The organism is Methylolobus aquaticus (assembly GCF_054172105.1).
Map to the genome: position 1 here is coordinate 309,229 of NZ_JBSYXP010000005.1, position 16,173 is coordinate 325,401.

Consider the following 16,173-nt stretch of genomic DNA (forward strand, 5'->3'; position numbering starts at 1 on the left):
CATTCAGTAGCAGTCGGTGGGATCGACATCCAGCGACCAGCGCACTTGGCACGCGCGCGCCAGGCCGGTCAACTGCGGCTGCAGTTGATCGAGCACTGCGTGCAGTGCGGGCCGCTCCCGACTTTGCAGCAACAGTTGATAGCGGTGCCGGCCTGACTGCCGCAGCATCGGCGCAGGCGCCGGGCCGAGCACCTCGATCCCGTCGCCGCAGCAAGCGAGGGCGTGCTCCCGCAGACGCGTCAGAAAGCGCTGCGGTGCTTCGCCGTCGATTGCTTCGGCGCGCCACACTGCAAGGTGGCCGAAGGGTGGCAGGCCCGCCGCTCTGCGGTCTTCCAGCGCCAGCGCTGCAAAACCGGGGTATCCCTTGTCGATCAGCGTCTGCAGCAGCGGATGCTCGGGGTTCCGTGTTTGCAGCAGAACCGTGCCGGGTTGTTCTGCGCGTCCGGCGCGGCCTGCCACCTGCACAATGAGTTGGGCCATACGCTCGCTGGCGCGGAAATCAGTCGCGAACAGCATTGAGTCGGCATCGACGATTCCCACCAACGTGACGCGAGGGAAATGGTGGCCCTTGGCCAGCATCTGCGTTCCGATCAGGATGTCGACATCCCCGGAATGCACGTCGGCGAGCTTTTCCTGAAGACTTCCGCTGGTGGCGGTGCTGTCCCGATCGATCCGCGTGAGCCGGGCGGCCGGGAATAGTTCCTCCAGAGCCTGCTCGATCCGTTCGGTGCCCATCCCCAGGGGACGCAGGTCGCGCCCCCCGCAGGATGGACATCCCCGCGGTACCGCCTGCTCGTAGGCGCAGTGGTGACAGCGCAGGCGGTTTTCCCGCTGGTGGATCACCAGTCGGGCGTCACAGGCGCGACACTCGGCGACCCAACCGCAGTCGTTGCAGATCAGGGTCGGGGCATAGCCCCGCCGATTGATGAACAGCAAGGCCTGATGCCCTTCGGACAGCGTGCCTTCTATTGCCTCTATCAAGCGGCGCGAGAGACCTTCGATCAGGCGTTGTCGCCGCACATCCACCAAGCGCAGCGGCGGGGCGGCAGCCCCGCCGGCGCGCTCCGGAAGGTGCAACCGGCAATAGCGCTGCCGCTCCGCGTTCCACAGGCTCTCCAGGCTTGGGGTGGCCGAGCCGAGCACGATCGGAATTCCGAGGTCGCGGGCGCGCTTGATCGCGACGTCGCGTGCCGAGAAGCGAAACCCGTCCTGCTGCTTGTACGATGCCTCATGTTCCTCATCGACGATGATCAGCCCTGGTCGCTGCATCGGACAGAACACCGCGGATCGTGTGCCGAGCAGTATCGGTGCGGCGCCGCTCTGCAGCGCGATCCATGACTGCAGGCGCTCGAGTTCGGACAGGCGGGAATGGAAGACCGGGACGCTGCGGCCGAGCCCGTTGACGAACCGCTGTTCGATCTGGGGTGTCAGGCTGATCTCCGGCAGCAGCAGCAAACACTGCTCGCCCCGCGCCATCACCCGTCGCACGAGACTCAGATAAACCTCGGTCTTGCCGCTCCCCGTCACGCCCTCGAGGAGGAAGGTGGCCGATCGCCCGAAGGTTTCCGCAACGGCATTGACTGCGGCGACTTGGGCCGGGTTGAGCTTCGGATCGTGGTGGCTACTTACGTCGTCCGGAGACGAAGCCCACCGGTCATCGTCCGTCTGTTCGCAGTGGGAGGCGAGGCCTTTCGCAATAAGGGCCGGGACCGCTCGGCGCCAGCCGGGCAACGCCGCCGCAAGAACCGACTCCGCGAGCCGATGGCCATTGGCCTCCTGCAAGGCCCGTAACAGCAGGGCTTGACGCGGCGCGCGGCTTAGCGTATCCAATGGAGATCTTATGCCAGTCTCGGTGAGCGCGAGGTATTTGCGGGATGCGAGCATGGGTGAACGGCCCTTCCGGAGTAAGACCGGGAAGGCGGTCAGCAGCACTTCACCCAGGGGATGGTGGTAATAACGCGCCGCCCACGTCAACAATCCCAGGTCCTCCGTACGAAGCAGCGGTGATTCGTCGAGGACTGCGGCCGCGGTTCTAAGTCGAGCGGGCTCCACATCCGAGCCGTCGACGATGTCGAGCAGACACCCGACAAGGGATTGCACACCGAACGGTACCCTGATGCGGCAGCCCGGTTGCGGCGTCGGTGACCCGGGAATCGGCAGGTAGTCGAATATTCGGTAGAGCGGGACGGGGACCGCCACGCGCCAGATGGTTGTCAATGGCTAACCGGTTCGGGTCGACGCCCCGCAATGCTGACAGTCATGCCGGTTTCCGGACGCTGGATGGCGTTATCCACAGATTCTGTGGATAAGTCTGTGAGTTGGGGTTTAGAAATCGCCGGGAACCGTTGTCGCGCATGTACCTTCTTATTACTGTAAAAAATTTCGACAACAATAACGGCAAAACGAGAAATCAAACACTTGAGCTGGCGCGAAGCCACTGAAGCCTGCTTAATACGCCAACCCCGCGGACTTGACAAGCGCGCAACAGCGCTTGTGAATAACTCGTTGTCGACGTTGTCAAAGCCTTGACGAGTCCGTAGCTCAACACCTTGCGATTTTCCGGAGGGAATATGTTGGTCTGTCAGTTCCAGGTACTTCGCACCGATAGTTCGGGGATGCCTCTCGAATGGATCGGTTACCAGGAGGCTGCGAAACTCTACCATCTGGAACAGGTTGCGTATGCTTGCGGCTCGGTGCTTTATCAATTACGCGGCGGGATCAACGCGCGCACCGGGTGCCGGAGCGTGATAACGGTCAACTCGATTATCGCAACCCATGGACATCCGCACACCGGATACAAGGTGAACTCCGGCTATGTCCCCCCACTGAATAATCCGGCCCTGTTTCGGCGGGATGGCTATCTGTGCCTCTACTGCGGGCAGCGCTTCCGCCATTCCGAATTGTCGCGGGACCATGTCCGGCCGATCAGCCGCGGTGGCACAGATCATTGGAACAATGTGGTTACGGCCTGCAAGCGCTGCAATAACCACAAGGCGGGCAGGACGCCGGAGCAGGCGGGCATGGAGTTGCTGGCAATCCCTTTCGCGCCGACGCATGCCGAATACGTGTATTTGCAGGGTCGGCGGGTACTGTCGGACCAGATGGAATTTCTGCGGGCCCACTTCCCTAGGCGAAGTCCGTTGCACCAGCGGTCAAGTTGACGCGCGGATCGCGAACCCAGGCGCATGTCGCGTCCCTTAACGGTGATAGCCGACGACCCGTTCGACCTCGTTCTTTGACCCCAGTATCAACGGGACGCGCTGATGAATCGCGGTGGGCTGCAGTTCCATGATGCGCTCGCGCCCGTTCGAACTCGCGCCCCCGGCCTGTTCGACGATGAAGCTCATGGGGTTGGCTTCGTACATCAGCCGCAGATGGCCGGACTGTCCCCCGGGGCGGCTGTCGGACGGGTACAGGAAGATTCCGCCACGCGTCAGGATGCGGTAAACCTCGGCTACCAGCGAGGCGATCCAGCGCATGTTGAAATTCTTGTCGCGCATGCCGGTTTCACCGCGCACGCATTCGTCCACGTAGCGTTGAACCGGCGCTTCCCAGAAGCGCTGGTTCGACATGTTGATCGCGAATTCTCGCGTGTCCTCGGGAATCCGGATGTTCGGGTGAGTCAGTATGAACTCCCCGACATCGCGATCGAGCGTGAAACCGTTGACGCCATTCCCGGTGGTCAGCACCATGATCGTCGTCGGTCCGTAAATGCAGAAACCGGCGCTGACCTGTTTCGTGCCCGGTTGCAGGAAGGCGCTTTCAGTGGCGGCTTCACAGTGGTCCGGGCAGCGCAACACCGAGAAGATCGTACCGACCGAGAGATTCAGATCGATATTGGACGATCCATCAAGGGGATCGAAGCAGACGAGATATTTGCCGCGCGGTAGCGCCGCAGGAATCGGAACGATCTCGTCATTTTCCTCCGAGGCCATTGCCGCGAAGTGGCCGGTCCATTCCAGCGAGCGCAGGAACAGTTCATTGGCGATCAGATCGAGTTTTTTCTGCGCCTCGCCCTGGACATTGCTCGAACCGGCCAAGCCCAGATTGCCGGCCAGTGCCCCCCGATTGACCTCATGGGCAATGGCCTTGCAGGCGGCCGCGATGTCGTTCAGCAGCAGCGTGAACTCGCCACTCGCGGCCGGTGTCTTGCGCTGTTCGTGGATCAGGAACTGCGTCAGCGACTCCCCGCGCATCCTGGGCCTGTCCCGTCGTGCCGGGTCAGCCGGCCGCGGAACGCTGCGGGGCAGCGGCCAGCACTTCCGAGATCCGGGCGATTTTCATGGCGTTGGTGCCACCCTTGACGCCGGTTAGGTCGCCCTTCGTCAGGATGACCAGATCATCCGGCTTGGCGACGCCCAGCGCCATCAACTGCTCGACGATGGCGCGGTTCAGCTCGGCGTGATCCGAGGTATCGTGGTGGAAGGAGATGGGGTAAACGCCACGGAACAAGGCGACCTTGCGGCAGGTCCGTTCGTGCGGCGTCAATGCGAAGATCGGAATCCCCGAGCTGATGCGCGACATCCACAGCGGCGTGGAGCCGGTCTCGGTCAGGGCGCCGATGGCGCAAACCTTGGTATGGTTGGCGGCATACATGGCCGACATCGCGATCGCTTCGTCGATCCGGTCGAAATGTTCGTCGATCCGGTGATCCGACTGCCGGGCGCGCGGGTGTTTCTCGGCTTCGAGGCATACCCGGTCCATCGCGGCGACGGCCCGATCCGGAAAGCGCCCGCTGGCGGTCTCCGCCGACAGCATCACGGCGTCGGTGCCGTCGATCACGGCATTCGCGACGTCGAACACTTCGGCACGGGTCGGCTGCGGATTCTGGATCATCGATTCCATCATCTGCGTCGCCGTGATCACGACGCGATTGCGGGCGCGTGCCATGCCGATGAGCTGCTTCTGAACCCACGGCAGTTGAGCGTCGCCGATTTCGACGCCAAGATCGCCGCGGGCCACCATGATGGCGTCGGAGACATCGACGATTTCCTCGATGACGCCAGGATGCAGGGCCTCGGCGCGCTCGATTTTCGAGACGATGGCGGCATCGCCGCCGGCCTTGCGCAGCAAGGATCGTGCTTCGCGGACATCATCCGCGGTGCGCGGAAACGAAATGGCGAGATAGTCGGCCCCGATCTCGACCGCGGTGAGGATGTCGGCGCGGTCCTTGTCGGTCAGGGCGCTGGCGGAAAGGCCGCCGCCCTTCTTGTTGATACCTTTGTGATTGGAGAGTTCGCCGCCGATCACGACCCGGCAGGCCACTCGGCTGCCCTGGACGGATTCGACCTCGAGTTCGATCAGGCCGTCGTTCAACAACAGGCTGTCGCCGGCTTTGACATCCGCCGGCAACTCCTGGTAGCAGCAGCCCACCTGGGTATCGTCACCGGCATCGGCGGGCAGGGCCGGGTCGATCGCGAACGGAGCGCCCGGTTCGAGCTGGATCTTGCGATCTCCGCTGAATCGGGCGATGCGAATCTTCGGGCCTTGCAGATCGACCAGAATGCCGATGTGGCGTCCGAGTTCCTCCGCAAACTGCCTAACCAGATTGGCCCGGCGCAGATGCTGTTCCGGTGTGCCGTGAGAAAAATTCAGGCGAACTACGTCGACACCGGCCTCGAGAACGGAACGCAAAGCCGCCGGTTCATCAGTCGCGGGTCCAAGGGTCGCAATGATCTTGGTGCGTCGCATCCAGTTCATCGAGGTATTGGTGATCATCGGCTTTCTCAGGCCTTCATCAGCGCGATGGTGGTGTCGAGCATCCGGTTCGAGAAACCCCACTCGTTGTCGTACCAGGACAGCACCTTGACCAGCGTGCCGTCCTTGCTGACCTTGGTCAGCGTGGAATCGAACACGGACGAGGCGGTCGAATGGTTATAGTCCATCGATACCAGCGGCAGGGCGTTGTATTCCAGGACGCCTTTAAGTTCGCCTTCCGACGCGGCCTTCAGGATGCCGTTCACTTCGTCCTTGCTCGTTGGCTTCGCCGCGACGAATGACAAGTCGACCAGCGAAACGTTGATGGTCGGCACGCGGACCGCGAAGCCGTCGAGTTTGCCGTTCAGCTCCGGCAGCACCAGGCCGACCGCAGCGGCTGCACCGGTCTTGGTTGGGATCATCGACATGGTCGCCGAACGGGCGCGGCGCAAATCCTTGTGGAAGACGTCGGTCAGCACCTGATCGTTGGTATACGAATGAATCGTGGTCATCAGACCGTTCACGAGACCGATCTTCTCGTGCAGCGGCTTGACCAGCGGCGCGAGGCAGTTCGTCGTGCATGACGCATTCGAGATCACCGTGTCGGTGCTCTTCAGCGTTCCGTGGTTGACGCCGTAGACGATGGTCGCATCCACGTCTTCGCCGCCCGGCGCCGACAGGATGACTTTCTTGGCACCGGCGCTGATATGCGCGGAGCACTTTGCCTTCGACGTGAAAATACCGGTGCATTCGTGCACGACGTCGATGCCCAGTTCGGCCCACGGCAACTTGGCCGGGTCACGTTCGGCCAGCACCCGGATCCGGTCGCCGTTGACGATCATGTAATCGCCATCGACCGATACCTCGCCGCTGAACCGGCCGTGTACGGTGTCGTACTTGGTCAGATGCGCGTTGGTGTTGGCATCGCCCAGATCGTTGATCGCGACGATCTGGATCTCGCTGGTGCGCTTGTTCTCGTACAGAGCGCGAAGAATGTTTCGCCCGATACGGCCGTACCCATTGATAGCCACCTTGATCGACATACGCGTCTCCCGGTTGAGTGAATCAGTGCCTTAGAAGAAGAAAGCCGGCGCGTGGAGGAGGGAGTGAGCCGGGCAACGGAAAACGGACCAGGACAGGGAAGGCCCGGACGTGAAGCCCAGGACTGAGGATTCCCCTACCGAAAGCGTTGACCGACCGACTCTCAAAATGCGCCAGAAAACCCGAATTTAGGACGCGAATGGTAGCAAGCCGGCGGGTCCGGCGTCCAGTTCTTGCGATGCCCCGGGTCCGGCGATAGCGTATCCGAGAACGCCTTGACGGGAATCCGGAGGGGCGGCAGCCAATTGCGATTGCAACGTGTATCGTCGCCGCGAGGGCCGCGTCCCCTGCCGTCGTCCTTTTAACTCAACCCGCTACGGGGAGCCTCATGCCCTTATCGCCGCTGCCCCCGGATGATCTGATACCGCCGGCCGCAACCCGCCGCCTGCCATTCGCAACGACAGCGGAGCTCGAGGCTTGGGAGGGTCCGTTGGGGCATCGCCGCGCCATCGATGCGATCAGCCTGGCGGTCGCGATGCCGGGTGAGGGCTACAACGTGTTCGTCATGGGCGAGCCGGGGACGGGACGGCTGTCGCTGCTCCGGCAGCAGCTCAGGGCTGCGGCGCAGGGTCAGCCGTCTCCGGGTGACTGGCTGTACCTGAACCGTTTCGACGAGCCGCGCGAGCCGGCTCCGCTCCGCTTGCCCCCGCGTCAGGGCAGTGTGCTGGCAACCGATATCGAGGGCCTGATCGATGCCGTTACCGCGAACCTCGCCGCGGTCGCCGGCAATCCGGCCTACCAGCGGCGCCGCAGCCGCGCGATGCGCGCCCTGCAACTTCGCTGTGACGCCGTGCTGGAGCGGGTTGCAGCAGGGGCGAAGGCCATCGGGGTGGCCGTACTGCGCGATGGCGAGGCCTTGTCGTTCGCGCCGCTACGGGACGGTCGCGTGATCGAGGATGCCGCCCTCACGGCTGCCGAGCGCGAGCGGTTCCAGGCCGCGTCCTGCCAGGTCGAGACCACACTGGGCGATGCACTGGTCGACCTGCCCCGGTGGCGCCAGGAGCGCGACGAGCAGCTGCGCGCGTTGGCGTCCGAAGCGATGGCCAATGCCATTCGCTCACCGCTGGGCGTGCTCGTGGAGAAGTACCGCGCATTCGACGGTGTCACCCGCCACCTGCAGGCCATCGAGCGGGATCTGTGCCGCGTGCTGGCGCCCCGCCTGGACGACGAGAGCGAGCCGGACCGCGAAGCCCCCGGCGCGGATTGGCTGCGTCGGCGTTACACGCCCCGCGTGCTGGTCAGCCACGCACCGGACTGTGGCGCGCCAGTGATTTACGAGCCGAATCCGAGTCTGTCGAATCTGTTCGGGCGGATCGAGTTCGCCAGCGAGCAGGGCTCGCTGATCGCCGACCATCACCTGATCTTCCCGGGCGCCCTCCATCACGCCAACGGCGGATTCCTGATACTCGAGGCAGCGAAGGTGCTCGAGGATCCCGCGGTGTGGTCCGCACTGAAGCGAGCCGTCAAAAGCGGTTGGTTGCGGATCGAATCGTCCTCCGCCGAGCAGGGCGGACCGGCCGTTGCGACGCTGAGCCCCGCCCCGCTGCCGCTACGGGTCAAGATCGCACTCCTGGGACCACACGACCTTTACTACGAGCTCCGTTCGCTGGATGCGGAATTCCCCGAATTGTTCCGCGTGCTGGCCGAGTTCGATGGGTACTTCCCGCGTGATACAGGCTTTACCTGCAACTACGCCAGGCTGCTGAAGACCTTGACCGAGGCGCAGGGGCTGCCGCCGCTGACCGCGCCGGCCATGGTGGCCCTGTGCGACTTCAGCAGCCGCGTGGTCGCGCATCGTCGCCGGCTCTCGCCGCATATCGCGCCAATGGTCCAGGTCGCGCTGGAGGCGGACTTCATGCGTCTCCGCGCAGGCGCCCTCCAGATTGAGGCCGCCCACGTGCATGACGCCCTGGCGGCACAGCGCGAGCGTGCGGGGCGCGCCGCCGAATACCTGCTCCGCGATATCCTCGACGGCATCGTGCTGATCGATACTGAGGGTGTGGCCGTCGGTCGGGCCAACGCACTGACACTGGCCGAGATCGGCGATGCCCGGATCGGAATGCCGGCGCGCGTCAGCGCGACCGTCTGTCCCGGCGCGCGCGGGGTGGTCGATATCGAGCGTGAAGCAGAGCTGGGCCAGGCCATCCATTCGAAGGGCGTCATGATCCTGGCGGGGTATCTCGGGCAGAAGTATGCGCGGCGCTTTCCGCTGGCGATCTCCGCCAATCTCGCGCTGGAGCAGTCCTACGGCTACGTGGATGGCGATTCGGCCGCGCTCGCGGAGTTGTGTGCGCTGATCTCCGCCCTGACGGGCATCCCGCTGCGGCAGTCTTTTGCCGTCACCGCGTCGATCAACCAGTACGGCGAGGTTCAGGCGGTCGGCGGTGTCAATGAGAAAATCGAAGGTTTCTTCGAACTCTGCGCGGCGCGCTCACTTAACGGAGTTCAGGGGGTCCTGATCCCGTGGGCCAATCGCGACAATCTGGTATTGCGCGATGACGTGGTCCGGGCCGCGCGCGCCGGGCTGTTCGGCGTGTATCCGGTGCGGACCGTGGATGAGGCGCTGGAACTCCTGACCGGCAAACCCGCACCTGCGATCAACGATCTCGCCCTGGCCCGCCTGGAAAAATACTCTGCCCTGTCCCGCGATACTCCGCGCGATTGAGCGCGACGCCGGAGCGATTCTATGGGTACCGCTCCTCGATCTGTCCGTCGGCCGCAATAAGGACTGCACTGGTCAGCCCGCGGAAGATGCCATGTTCGACGACGCCCGGTGTGTCGTTCAGGGCCGTATCGAGCTCGGTGCAGTTCAGGTCCGGGGCAAAGTGCATGTCGAGGACCAGGCTGCCGTGCGACGTGACCGCCAGGCCGTCACCGGCTGCATTGGGCCGCAGATCGCCGCTGCCGCCCAGGGCCTCGAGGCGCTGTTTGACCAGTTGCCAGGCAAACGGCATCACCTCCACCGGGATCGGGAACCGCTCGCCGATTCGGGCGACCAGCTTGCTGCGGTCGACCAGGACCAGGAAGCGATCGCTGCCGCGGGCCAACAGTTTCTCCCGCACCAGATCCGAGCCGCGACCCTTCAACACCGTCAGGTCCGGGGCGACTTCATCGGCGCCGTCCACATACAGGTCCAGCCGGCCGACATTTTCGATGGCCGTCAGCGGCAGGCCGTGTTGCCGTGCCTTGATGCCACTGATCACCGAACTGGCGACGGTCATGACCGAGAGACCTTCATCGCGCTGTCGGCGCGCCAGTTCCGCGATGAAACAATTGGCGGTCGAGCCGGTGCCCAGCCCGATGAGCATGCCCGCTTCAACCTGTGCCGCGGCGTGACGGGCGACGAGTTCTTTATCGCTCATAAAAATAAGGGAATTCAAATGCCTTGGAAGAGCCTTCGGGGGACGATGCGCTGCCCCTCGCGCCTTGTCAAGCGTTGCCCTGGGCGTCTCGCCCAGGGCTCCCAGGAATCGTCAGGCGGCGGGCGACGAACGGCTCTAGGCCGTGCCGTGCCCGCATCCGGATAGGCAATGGATCAGACGGCTTCCGTTTCGAGGCTCTTATGTTTCTGGGCGATCAGCCGCAACAGCGCCTTGTGCGGCTCGGCGAATTTCGCCGTGCCCTCGTCCATCAGCACTGCTTCCAGCCTTGCTGCGTCGACCCTGGCGTCGATCTCGTCCAGAACCGACTGCTCCGGCAACCGATCCACGAGCCGTGTGTAGGCCTTGCCGAGTCTATCGACGGCCTCGTTGGTGGCCGGCGGATTGGTCTGGATGTCGCTGCCGGCCAGCGCCTCCACGTACTTGTCGGGAGGATCCTGCGGGCGCTTGGTGCCGGTGCTCGCGAAGACGATTTCCTGCTGTAGCGGCAGCTGCTTGTCTCGCCAGAATTCCTCATTGAGCCGCCACAGGCGCTTGACGTTGACGATACCCACCAGTCCTTGCGCCGCCGGGCTGAGCTCGGGCACGTGTTTCTCCGTGTACACGTCGACCCGCGATACGAAGATGCTGTAGACGCTCTTGAAATGGCGGAAGTCACCGCGGCGCTGAGCGCCGCGCCAGATCGCATCCCGCGCGATACGGTACTGCCGCTCCGAGAAAATCAGCGTGACGTTAAGGTTGATTCCGGCTGCAGCGAGCTCCTCCAGTGAATCGAGCCCCGCCGCCGTCGCGGGGATCTTGATCAGCCGGTTGACGTGACCGCGCCCCCAGTGCTTGCCGAGTTCGACGTATTCGCGGACCCGTCGCTCGTGAGGTGGTCCGAGTTCCCGGTCTTCCAGCAGCGGGTCGAGTTCGAAACTGACATAGCCATCGTTGCCGTGCGTCTCTTCCCAGACCGGCAGGAACACGTCCTGCGCGCGGCGGACCAGGTAGTCGGTCATCTCCCACAGGATGGCCGCATCGTCCATCCGCTCGTCGATCAAGGCCCGCATGTGCGCATCGAAGCGGCCGGTGTTGATGATGTCGGCGATGATGATGGGGTTCGAGGTGGCCCCGGTCGCTCCGAGCGTCCGGTTGCGCTCGACGAGGTCCGGGTCGATCGAATCGAGCCAGAGTTTGGTGCCGGATTGGATCAGCGATTGCAGAGACATGGCAGCCTCCTGTTCCGGTCGGGAACGGCAGGTGAACGTTGCCATGTGTTAGACCCGAACCGCCGGCGACAATTCACCCGCACTGTTCGCTATCGAAACGGCCAGGCAGCCGGCACGAGGACGATCAGCGCCGGTACGCTCCTCCGGCCGCGTCCAGGCGCCGCTTCTGTGCCGCGAAGTGGCGTTCGATATAGCCCAGTTCGAAGCGTTCGTAGCGTGTCTGGGCCGCCACCTGCTCGATCAACGCCGGGTCGAGGATGGCCAGCGGCTGCCCGCTGCTCATGGCGAGGAGTTGCGTCTGCGCTGCGCGCTCGACGAAGTACAGGTCGTCCCAGGCCTGTGCCACGGAGGGCGCCGCCGTCATGACCCCATGATTGCCGAGAAACAGCAATTCCGCTTGTCCGAGGATACTGGCCATGCGCTCCCCGACCGAGTCGCTCAGGGCCACCCCATCGTAGTCGGTGTCGTAGGCGACCCGGCCGTGGAATCGGCAACTGGTGTGCAGCGCCCATTCGAGGCGGCCGTCGCGGAGCATCGTCAGTGCGGTCGCATGCGGCTGGTGGGTGTGCATCAGTACACGGGCGCGAGGCACGCGGCGGTGGATCGGCGCGTGAATATGGTGAGCGGATGCGGCGGGTTCGCCCTCACCGCGGACGACTCGGCCCTCGAAATCGCAGACGATGAGGTTCGACGCGGTGATCTCGGAGAAATGCAGCCCGAAAGGATTGACCAGGAAGTGGCGATCGTCCGGCAGGACGGCCGAGAAGTGGTTGGCGATGCCCTCGTGCAGATCGTACTCGACCGCGAGATGGAAGGCGGCAGCGAGATCCAGGCGTAGCTGCCATTCGTCCGGGCTGAGGTTTACCATGGGATTGCGGTCTCGCGAGTTCGGAAAGCGCCGAGGCCTTCGGCGGGCTCCCACGTTGCGGCAGTGTCCGGGCAGTGTCAAGCCGCGGCCGGGTCTGTGCCCGCCCGCTCTGCACACGGCGGAACGCGAGGCATCTCGGCGGGTCTCAGTGTGACGATAACGGGGCGATTGATCTCCTGCCCCGTCGGCAGGTCGTGGTTTGGCATAAGCGCCTGTAATGTCGGCTTCTGCCGAAAGGACCGGTGCCGCATGCCCGCTCCCGTTGCGTCACACGGCTTTTGCCCCGAATTCTCTGCCTTGACCCATCCGGCAATCTCCAACACAATCCGTCACGGAATTCGGGCCCGAGAGCCCGGGAAACAACATAGAGAGCGGCGTGAAATTCAGCGGAGTTGATGCATGACCGACGATATCGATAACAGGAAACGACGCTTCCTGACGCAGAGCGCCGCTGTCGTAGGAGCCATAGGCGCAGGGTTCGCCGTCACGCCGTTTATCGCCTCGATGCAGCCCAGTGCCAAAGCGCGTGCCTCCGGCGCGCCGGTCGAGGTGGACATCAGCCGACTTGAGCCGGGGCAGTTGATCCGCGTGATGTGGCGCGGCAAACCGGTCTGGGTCCTGCGGCGCACGCCCGAAGCCCTGGCGACGCTGGCAGAGGTTCGGGACAAGCTGCTCGACCCGGATTCCGAGGAGTCCGAGCAGCCCGAGTACGCTGCGAACGAAGCCCGCTCGCTGAAGCCCGAGATCTTTGTCGCGGTTGGCGTCTGCACCCACCTGGGGTGTTCGCCGACGTATCGGCCCGACCAACGGCCGGCAGATCTGGGTCCGGACTGGCTCGGTGGTTTCTTCTGTCCCTGCCACGGCTCGCTGTTCGACATCGCCGGTCGGGTCTACAAGGGCGTTCCCGCCCCGAAGAACCTCGAAATTCCCCCTTATCGCTACCTGACTGAGAGCCTGCTGTTCATTGGCGGCGCCAACGAGGAGGAGTCCGCGTGATGTGGAGCGAACGAGCAAGCGCATTCATGGCCTGGGTCGACGAGCGGCTTCCGGTAACGAAGTTCTGGAACGATCACGCCGCCAAGTACTACGCGCCGAAGAATTTCAATTTCTTCTATTTCTTCGGTTCGCTGGCGCTTCTGGTGCTGGTCAACCAGCTCGTGACCGGCATCTTCCTGGCGATGGCCTACAAGCCGGACGCAACGCTCGCGTTCGACTCGGTCGAGATGATCATGCGCGACATCAGCTGGGGCTGGCTGTTGCGTTACATGCACTCGACCGGCGCGTCGGCCTTCTTCATCGTGATTTACCTGCATATGTTCCGCGCGCTGTTGTACGGCTCGTACAAGAAGCCGCGCGAACTGATCTGGCTGTTCGGCATGGTGATCTTCGTGCTGTTGATGGCCGAGGCCTTCATGGGCTATCTGCTGCCTTGGGGGCAGATGTCCTACTGGGGTGCGCAGGTGATCATCTCGCTGTTCGGTGCGATTCCGGTGATCGGCGAGGATCTCGCGCTCTGGATCCGCGGCGACTACGTGGTGGCGGATGCGACCCTGAACCGTTTTTTCGCGCTGCACGTCGTGGCGATTCCGATCATGCTGCTGGCGCTGGTGGTATTCCACCTGGCGGCGCTGCACACGACTGGCTCCAATAATCCGGACGGCGTCGAGATCAAGAAGCTGAAGGGGATGGACGACATCCCGTTGGACGGCATTCCGTTCCACCCGTACTACACAGTCAAGGATCTGTTCGGCGCCGGGGTGTTCATCATCCTGTTCGTGCTGGTCGTCTTTTACCTGCCGGAGGGCGGCGGATTCTTCCTGGAAGGCCCGAACTTCGAGCCGGCCGATCCGCTGAAGACACCGGAGCACATCGCGCCGGTCTGGTACTTCACGCCGTTCTATTCCATCCTGCGCGCCGTTCCTAGCAAATTCGGCGGCGTCGTTGCGATGGGGGCATCGATCGTCGTGCTGTTCCTGCTGCCCTGGCTCGATCGTTGCCGCGTGAAGTCGATACGCTACCGCAGTCCGGTCTACGGCATTCTGCTGGGCCTTTTCGTACTCGCCTTCTTCGGGCTCGGCGTGCTCGGGACGAAACCGGTGAGCCCGCTGAACACGATCCTGGCGCGGGTCTTCGCGGTGATGTATTTCGGCTTCTTCCTGCTGATGCCGTGGTACTCAGCAAAGGAGAAGACCTTCCCGGAGCCGATGCGCCTGGGCGAAGCCGTCGTGCCGCTGGCGAAGCGCCGCGGTCGCCACTGGGACATCGTTCGACAGGGATTGGCTGCGATTCAGAATTCTGCGATTTTCCAGAGCATGATCCTCCGGGTCGTCGTCGGATTCATCGTTTTCTTCGTCCTGCTCGATTTCCTCTTCTACTTCTGACCCCAGAGTGATGAACTCGGAAGTCACACTAGGCAACCTTTTAGGGAACAGCAACTCATGAAAAGGCTCCTGGCGGTCACGCTGGCCGCAGTATCCCTAACGGTGGGGGCAAGCGAAGGGCTACCCCCGATTCAGAGCGTGGACATCGACGTGTTCGATCGCGATTCCGTGCGGCGCGGTGCCGAGTTCTACGTGAACTATTGCCAGGGCTGCCACTCGCTCAAGCACATTCGTTACTCACGCCTCGCCGCGGATTACGACATCAGCGACGAGATCATGAAGTCGAACTTCCTTCTCGGCGAGCGCAAGATGCATGAAACCCTGCAGAGCGCCATGAAGCCGGAGGACTCCGAGAAGTGGTTCGGCGCACCCGCGCCGGATTTGTCGCTCGCCGCGCGGGCGCGGGGCGCGGACTGGATTTACAGCTATCTGCGAGGCTTCTACCTCGATCCTTCGCGTCCGACCGGCGTCAACAATCTTTACCTGCCGAATGTCGCGATGCCGAACGTCCTGGGTGGGTTGCAGGGTCTGCAGAAGCCCGTGATTTCGCACGAGGGCGGGATGGAATTCGTGGAGCGCCTCGAACTGGTCAAGCCGGGCACCATGTCGCCCGATCATTTCGACGAAGCCTTGACCGACCTGATGAACTTCCTGGTCTACGTGTCCGAGCCGTCCATGCTGCAGCGCCTCCCGCTGGGCAAGTACGTGCTCGGTTTCATGGTCCTGCTGACCTATCTGCTGTATCGGGTCAAGAAGGAATACTGGAAGGACGTGCACTAGCGTCCGAACGCGCGACGGCGGGGGTTCCCACCCCGCCGGATTGCCTGAGCGCTCATGCCGGACACGAGTCGGGAAGTCCGGGGTCGGCGGGCCAACGGCAGCGAGGGTGTAGGTCGATGGAAAATCAGGCGAAAGCGCTCCCGGCGATGATCCGGGCCATCGATGGCGCGATTCGGGCCAACGGGGACAACGTCACCCAGCTCGATCAGGCCATCGGTGACGGTGACCATGTCTTCAATCTGCAACGCGGTATCGAAGCCCTGCTTCCGCTGTGCGATGAGCTTGCCGGGAGTGCCTGGCACGCCGCGTTCAAGACGATCGGCATGACGGTCATGAGCACGATCGGTGGTGCCTCGGGCTCGCTCTACGCGACGCTCTTCCTGGGCATGGCCAAGTCGCTGCAGGGGCACGAGCCGGATATCCGCGGTGTCGCCGAGGCGTTTCGCAGCGGCGTCGAAGCCGTCAAGGCGCGCGGCAAAGCCGATGTCGGCGAAAAGACCATGCTCGATGTGCTGGTGCCCGTGTCTCGGGTACTGTCAGAGGGAGCCACCTCGTCGGCGCCCATCGACGAGGTGCTGCGCGAGGTTTGCGCCGCGGCCGATGCGGGACTCGAGACGACCCGGGACATGCTGGCAACGAAAGGCCGGGCCTCGTTTCTCGGCGAGCGGGCGCGGGGGCATCTCGATCCCGGCGCCAAGACCGCCCAATTGATGATCTGCGCGGTCTGCGGTGTTCTGCTGTCGCCCTGAACGCGA

Annotated in this window: 13 protein-coding genes; 6 read left to right on the plus strand and 7 right to left on the minus strand. The window is 63.6% G+C overall.

What is annotated here, in order from left to right; all coding sequences use genetic code 11:
• Positions 1 to 3: 3 nt before the first annotated feature.
• Complete coding sequence (locus ACW73L_RS09005; protein ID WP_498921501.1) at positions 4 to 2,217, minus strand: primosomal protein N'; 2,214 nt, start codon at positions 2,215 to 2,217, stop codon at positions 4 to 6.
• Between the two features lie 398 nt (positions 2,218 to 2,615).
• On the opposite strand from ACW73L_RS09005, the gene ACW73L_RS09010 reads away from it, so the two are divergent.
• On the plus strand, positions 2,616 to 3,161 hold the full coding sequence (locus tag ACW73L_RS09010) for an HNH endonuclease (protein WP_498921503.1): 546 nt from the start codon (positions 2,616 to 2,618) through the stop codon (positions 3,159 to 3,161).
• Between the two features lie 36 nt (positions 3,162 to 3,197).
• Here ACW73L_RS09010 and ACW73L_RS09015 read toward each other — a convergent pair whose 3' ends face one another.
• From ACW73L_RS09015 to gap, 3 genes are read right to left on the minus strand one after another with little or no spacing between them, the layout of a single operon-like run.
• Positions 3,198 to 4,196, minus strand: coding sequence for a class 1 fructose-bisphosphatase (locus tag ACW73L_RS09015; RefSeq protein ID WP_498921505.1), 999 nt, complete (start codon positions 4,194 to 4,196; stop codon positions 3,198 to 3,200).
• Between the two features lie 25 nt (positions 4,197 to 4,221).
• A complete protein-coding gene (gene pyk / locus ACW73L_RS09020; RefSeq protein ID WP_498921507.1) occupies positions 4,222 to 5,718 on the minus strand; it encodes a pyruvate kinase in 1,497 nt (498 codons plus the stop codon).
• 8 nt (positions 5,719 to 5,726) lie between these two features.
• Positions 5,727 to 6,740 carry a type I glyceraldehyde-3-phosphate dehydrogenase gene (gene gap, locus ACW73L_RS09025; protein ID WP_129884929.1) on the minus strand — a complete coding sequence of 338 codons (1,014 nt, stop codon included), beginning with the start codon at positions 6,738 to 6,740 and terminating at the stop codon, positions 5,727 to 5,729.
• 386 nt (positions 6,741 to 7,126) lie between these two features.
• Here gap and ACW73L_RS09030 point away from each other — a divergent pair, with 386 nt between their 5' ends.
• On the plus strand, positions 7,127 to 9,463 hold the full coding sequence (locus ACW73L_RS09030; RefSeq protein ID WP_498921509.1) for a Lon protease family protein: 2,337 nt from the start codon (positions 7,127 to 7,129) through the stop codon (positions 9,461 to 9,463).
• Between the two features lie 19 nt (positions 9,464 to 9,482).
• Here the strand turns inward: ACW73L_RS09030 and rpiA are convergent, their stop codons facing one another.
• The 3 genes from rpiA to ACW73L_RS09045 form a co-directional block, all read right to left on the minus strand.
• Positions 9,483 to 10,160 carry a ribose-5-phosphate isomerase RpiA gene (gene rpiA / locus ACW73L_RS09035; RefSeq protein ID WP_498921511.1) on the minus strand — a complete coding sequence of 226 codons (678 nt, stop codon included), beginning with the start codon at positions 10,158 to 10,160 and terminating at the stop codon, positions 9,483 to 9,485.
• Positions 10,161 to 10,333: 173 nt separating this feature from the next.
• Entirely contained in the window at positions 10,334 to 11,389 is a 1,056-nt protein-coding gene (locus tag ACW73L_RS09040) for a transaldolase family protein (protein WP_498921513.1), read from the minus strand.
• A gap of 124 nt (positions 11,390 to 11,513) precedes the next feature.
• Positions 11,514 to 12,257: an aldolase gene (locus ACW73L_RS09045; RefSeq protein WP_498921515.1), complete on the minus strand. Its 744-nt coding sequence runs from the start codon at positions 12,255 to 12,257 to the stop codon at positions 11,514 to 11,516.
• A gap of 399 nt (positions 12,258 to 12,656) precedes the next feature.
• Between ACW73L_RS09045 and petA the strand changes: the two genes are divergently transcribed.
• The 4 genes from petA to dhaL all read left to right on the plus strand — a co-directional run bounded on the left by petA (position 12,657) and on the right by dhaL (position 16,167).
• Positions 12,657 to 13,253, plus strand: coding sequence for a ubiquinol-cytochrome c reductase iron-sulfur subunit (petA, locus tag ACW73L_RS09050; protein WP_498921516.1), 597 nt, complete (start codon positions 12,657 to 12,659; stop codon positions 13,251 to 13,253).
• Positions 13,253 to 14,638 carry a cytochrome b gene (locus ACW73L_RS09055; RefSeq protein WP_498921572.1) on the plus strand — a complete coding sequence of 462 codons (1,386 nt, stop codon included), beginning with the start codon at positions 13,253 to 13,255 and terminating at the stop codon, positions 14,636 to 14,638. The genes petA and ACW73L_RS09055 overlap by 1 nt, the downstream gene beginning before the upstream one ends.
• 57 nt (positions 14,639 to 14,695) lie before the next feature.
• Positions 14,696 to 15,418, plus strand: a complete 723-nt coding sequence (locus ACW73L_RS09060) for a cytochrome c1 (protein WP_498921517.1) — start codon at positions 14,696 to 14,698, stop codon at positions 15,416 to 15,418.
• A gap of 116 nt (positions 15,419 to 15,534) precedes the next feature.
• Positions 15,535 to 16,167: a dihydroxyacetone kinase subunit DhaL gene (dhaL, locus tag ACW73L_RS09065; protein WP_498921519.1), complete on the plus strand. Its 633-nt coding sequence runs from the start codon at positions 15,535 to 15,537 to the stop codon at positions 16,165 to 16,167.
• Positions 16,168 to 16,173 lie beyond the last annotated feature (6 nt).

What these genes read in the sequence shown, in the direction of transcription:
- ACW73L_RS09010 (WP_498921503.1), top strand. Translation starts at nt 2,616, where the DNA reads ATGCCTCTCGAATGGATCGGTTACCAGGAGGCTGCGAAACTCTACCAT.
- ACW73L_RS09015 (WP_498921505.1), bottom strand. Translation starts at nt 4,196, where the DNA reads ATGCGCGGGGAGTCGCTGACGCAGTTCCTGATCCACGAACAGCGCAAG.
- pyk (WP_498921507.1), bottom strand. Translation starts at nt 5,718, where the DNA reads ATGATCACCAATACCTCGATGAACTGGATGCGACGCACCAAGATCATT.
- gap (WP_129884929.1), bottom strand. Translation starts at nt 6,740, where the DNA reads ATGTCGATCAAGGTGGCTATCAATGGGTACGGCCGTATCGGGCGAAAC.
- ACW73L_RS09030 (WP_498921509.1), top strand. Translation starts at nt 7,127, where the DNA reads ATGCCCTTATCGCCGCTGCCCCCGGATGATCTGATACCGCCGGCCGCA.
- rpiA (WP_498921511.1), bottom strand. Translation starts at nt 10,160, where the DNA reads ATGAGCGATAAAGAACTCGTCGCCCGTCACGCCGCGGCACAGGTTGAA.
- ACW73L_RS09040 (WP_498921513.1), bottom strand. Translation starts at nt 11,389, where the DNA reads ATGTCTCTGCAATCGCTGATCCAATCCGGCACCAAACTCTGGCTCGAT.
- ACW73L_RS09045 (WP_498921515.1), bottom strand. Translation starts at nt 12,257, where the DNA reads ATGGTAAACCTCAGCCCGGACGAATGGCAGCTACGCCTGGATCTCGCT.
- petA (WP_498921516.1), top strand. Translation starts at nt 12,657, where the DNA reads ATGACCGACGATATCGATAACAGGAAACGACGCTTCCTGACGCAGAGC.
- ACW73L_RS09055 (WP_498921572.1), top strand. Translation starts at nt 13,253, where the DNA reads ATGTGGAGCGAACGAGCAAGCGCATTCATGGCCTGGGTCGACGAGCGG.
- ACW73L_RS09060 (WP_498921517.1), top strand. Translation starts at nt 14,696, where the DNA reads ATGAAAAGGCTCCTGGCGGTCACGCTGGCCGCAGTATCCCTAACGGTG.
- dhaL (WP_498921519.1), top strand. Translation starts at nt 15,535, where the DNA reads ATGGAAAATCAGGCGAAAGCGCTCCCGGCGATGATCCGGGCCATCGAT.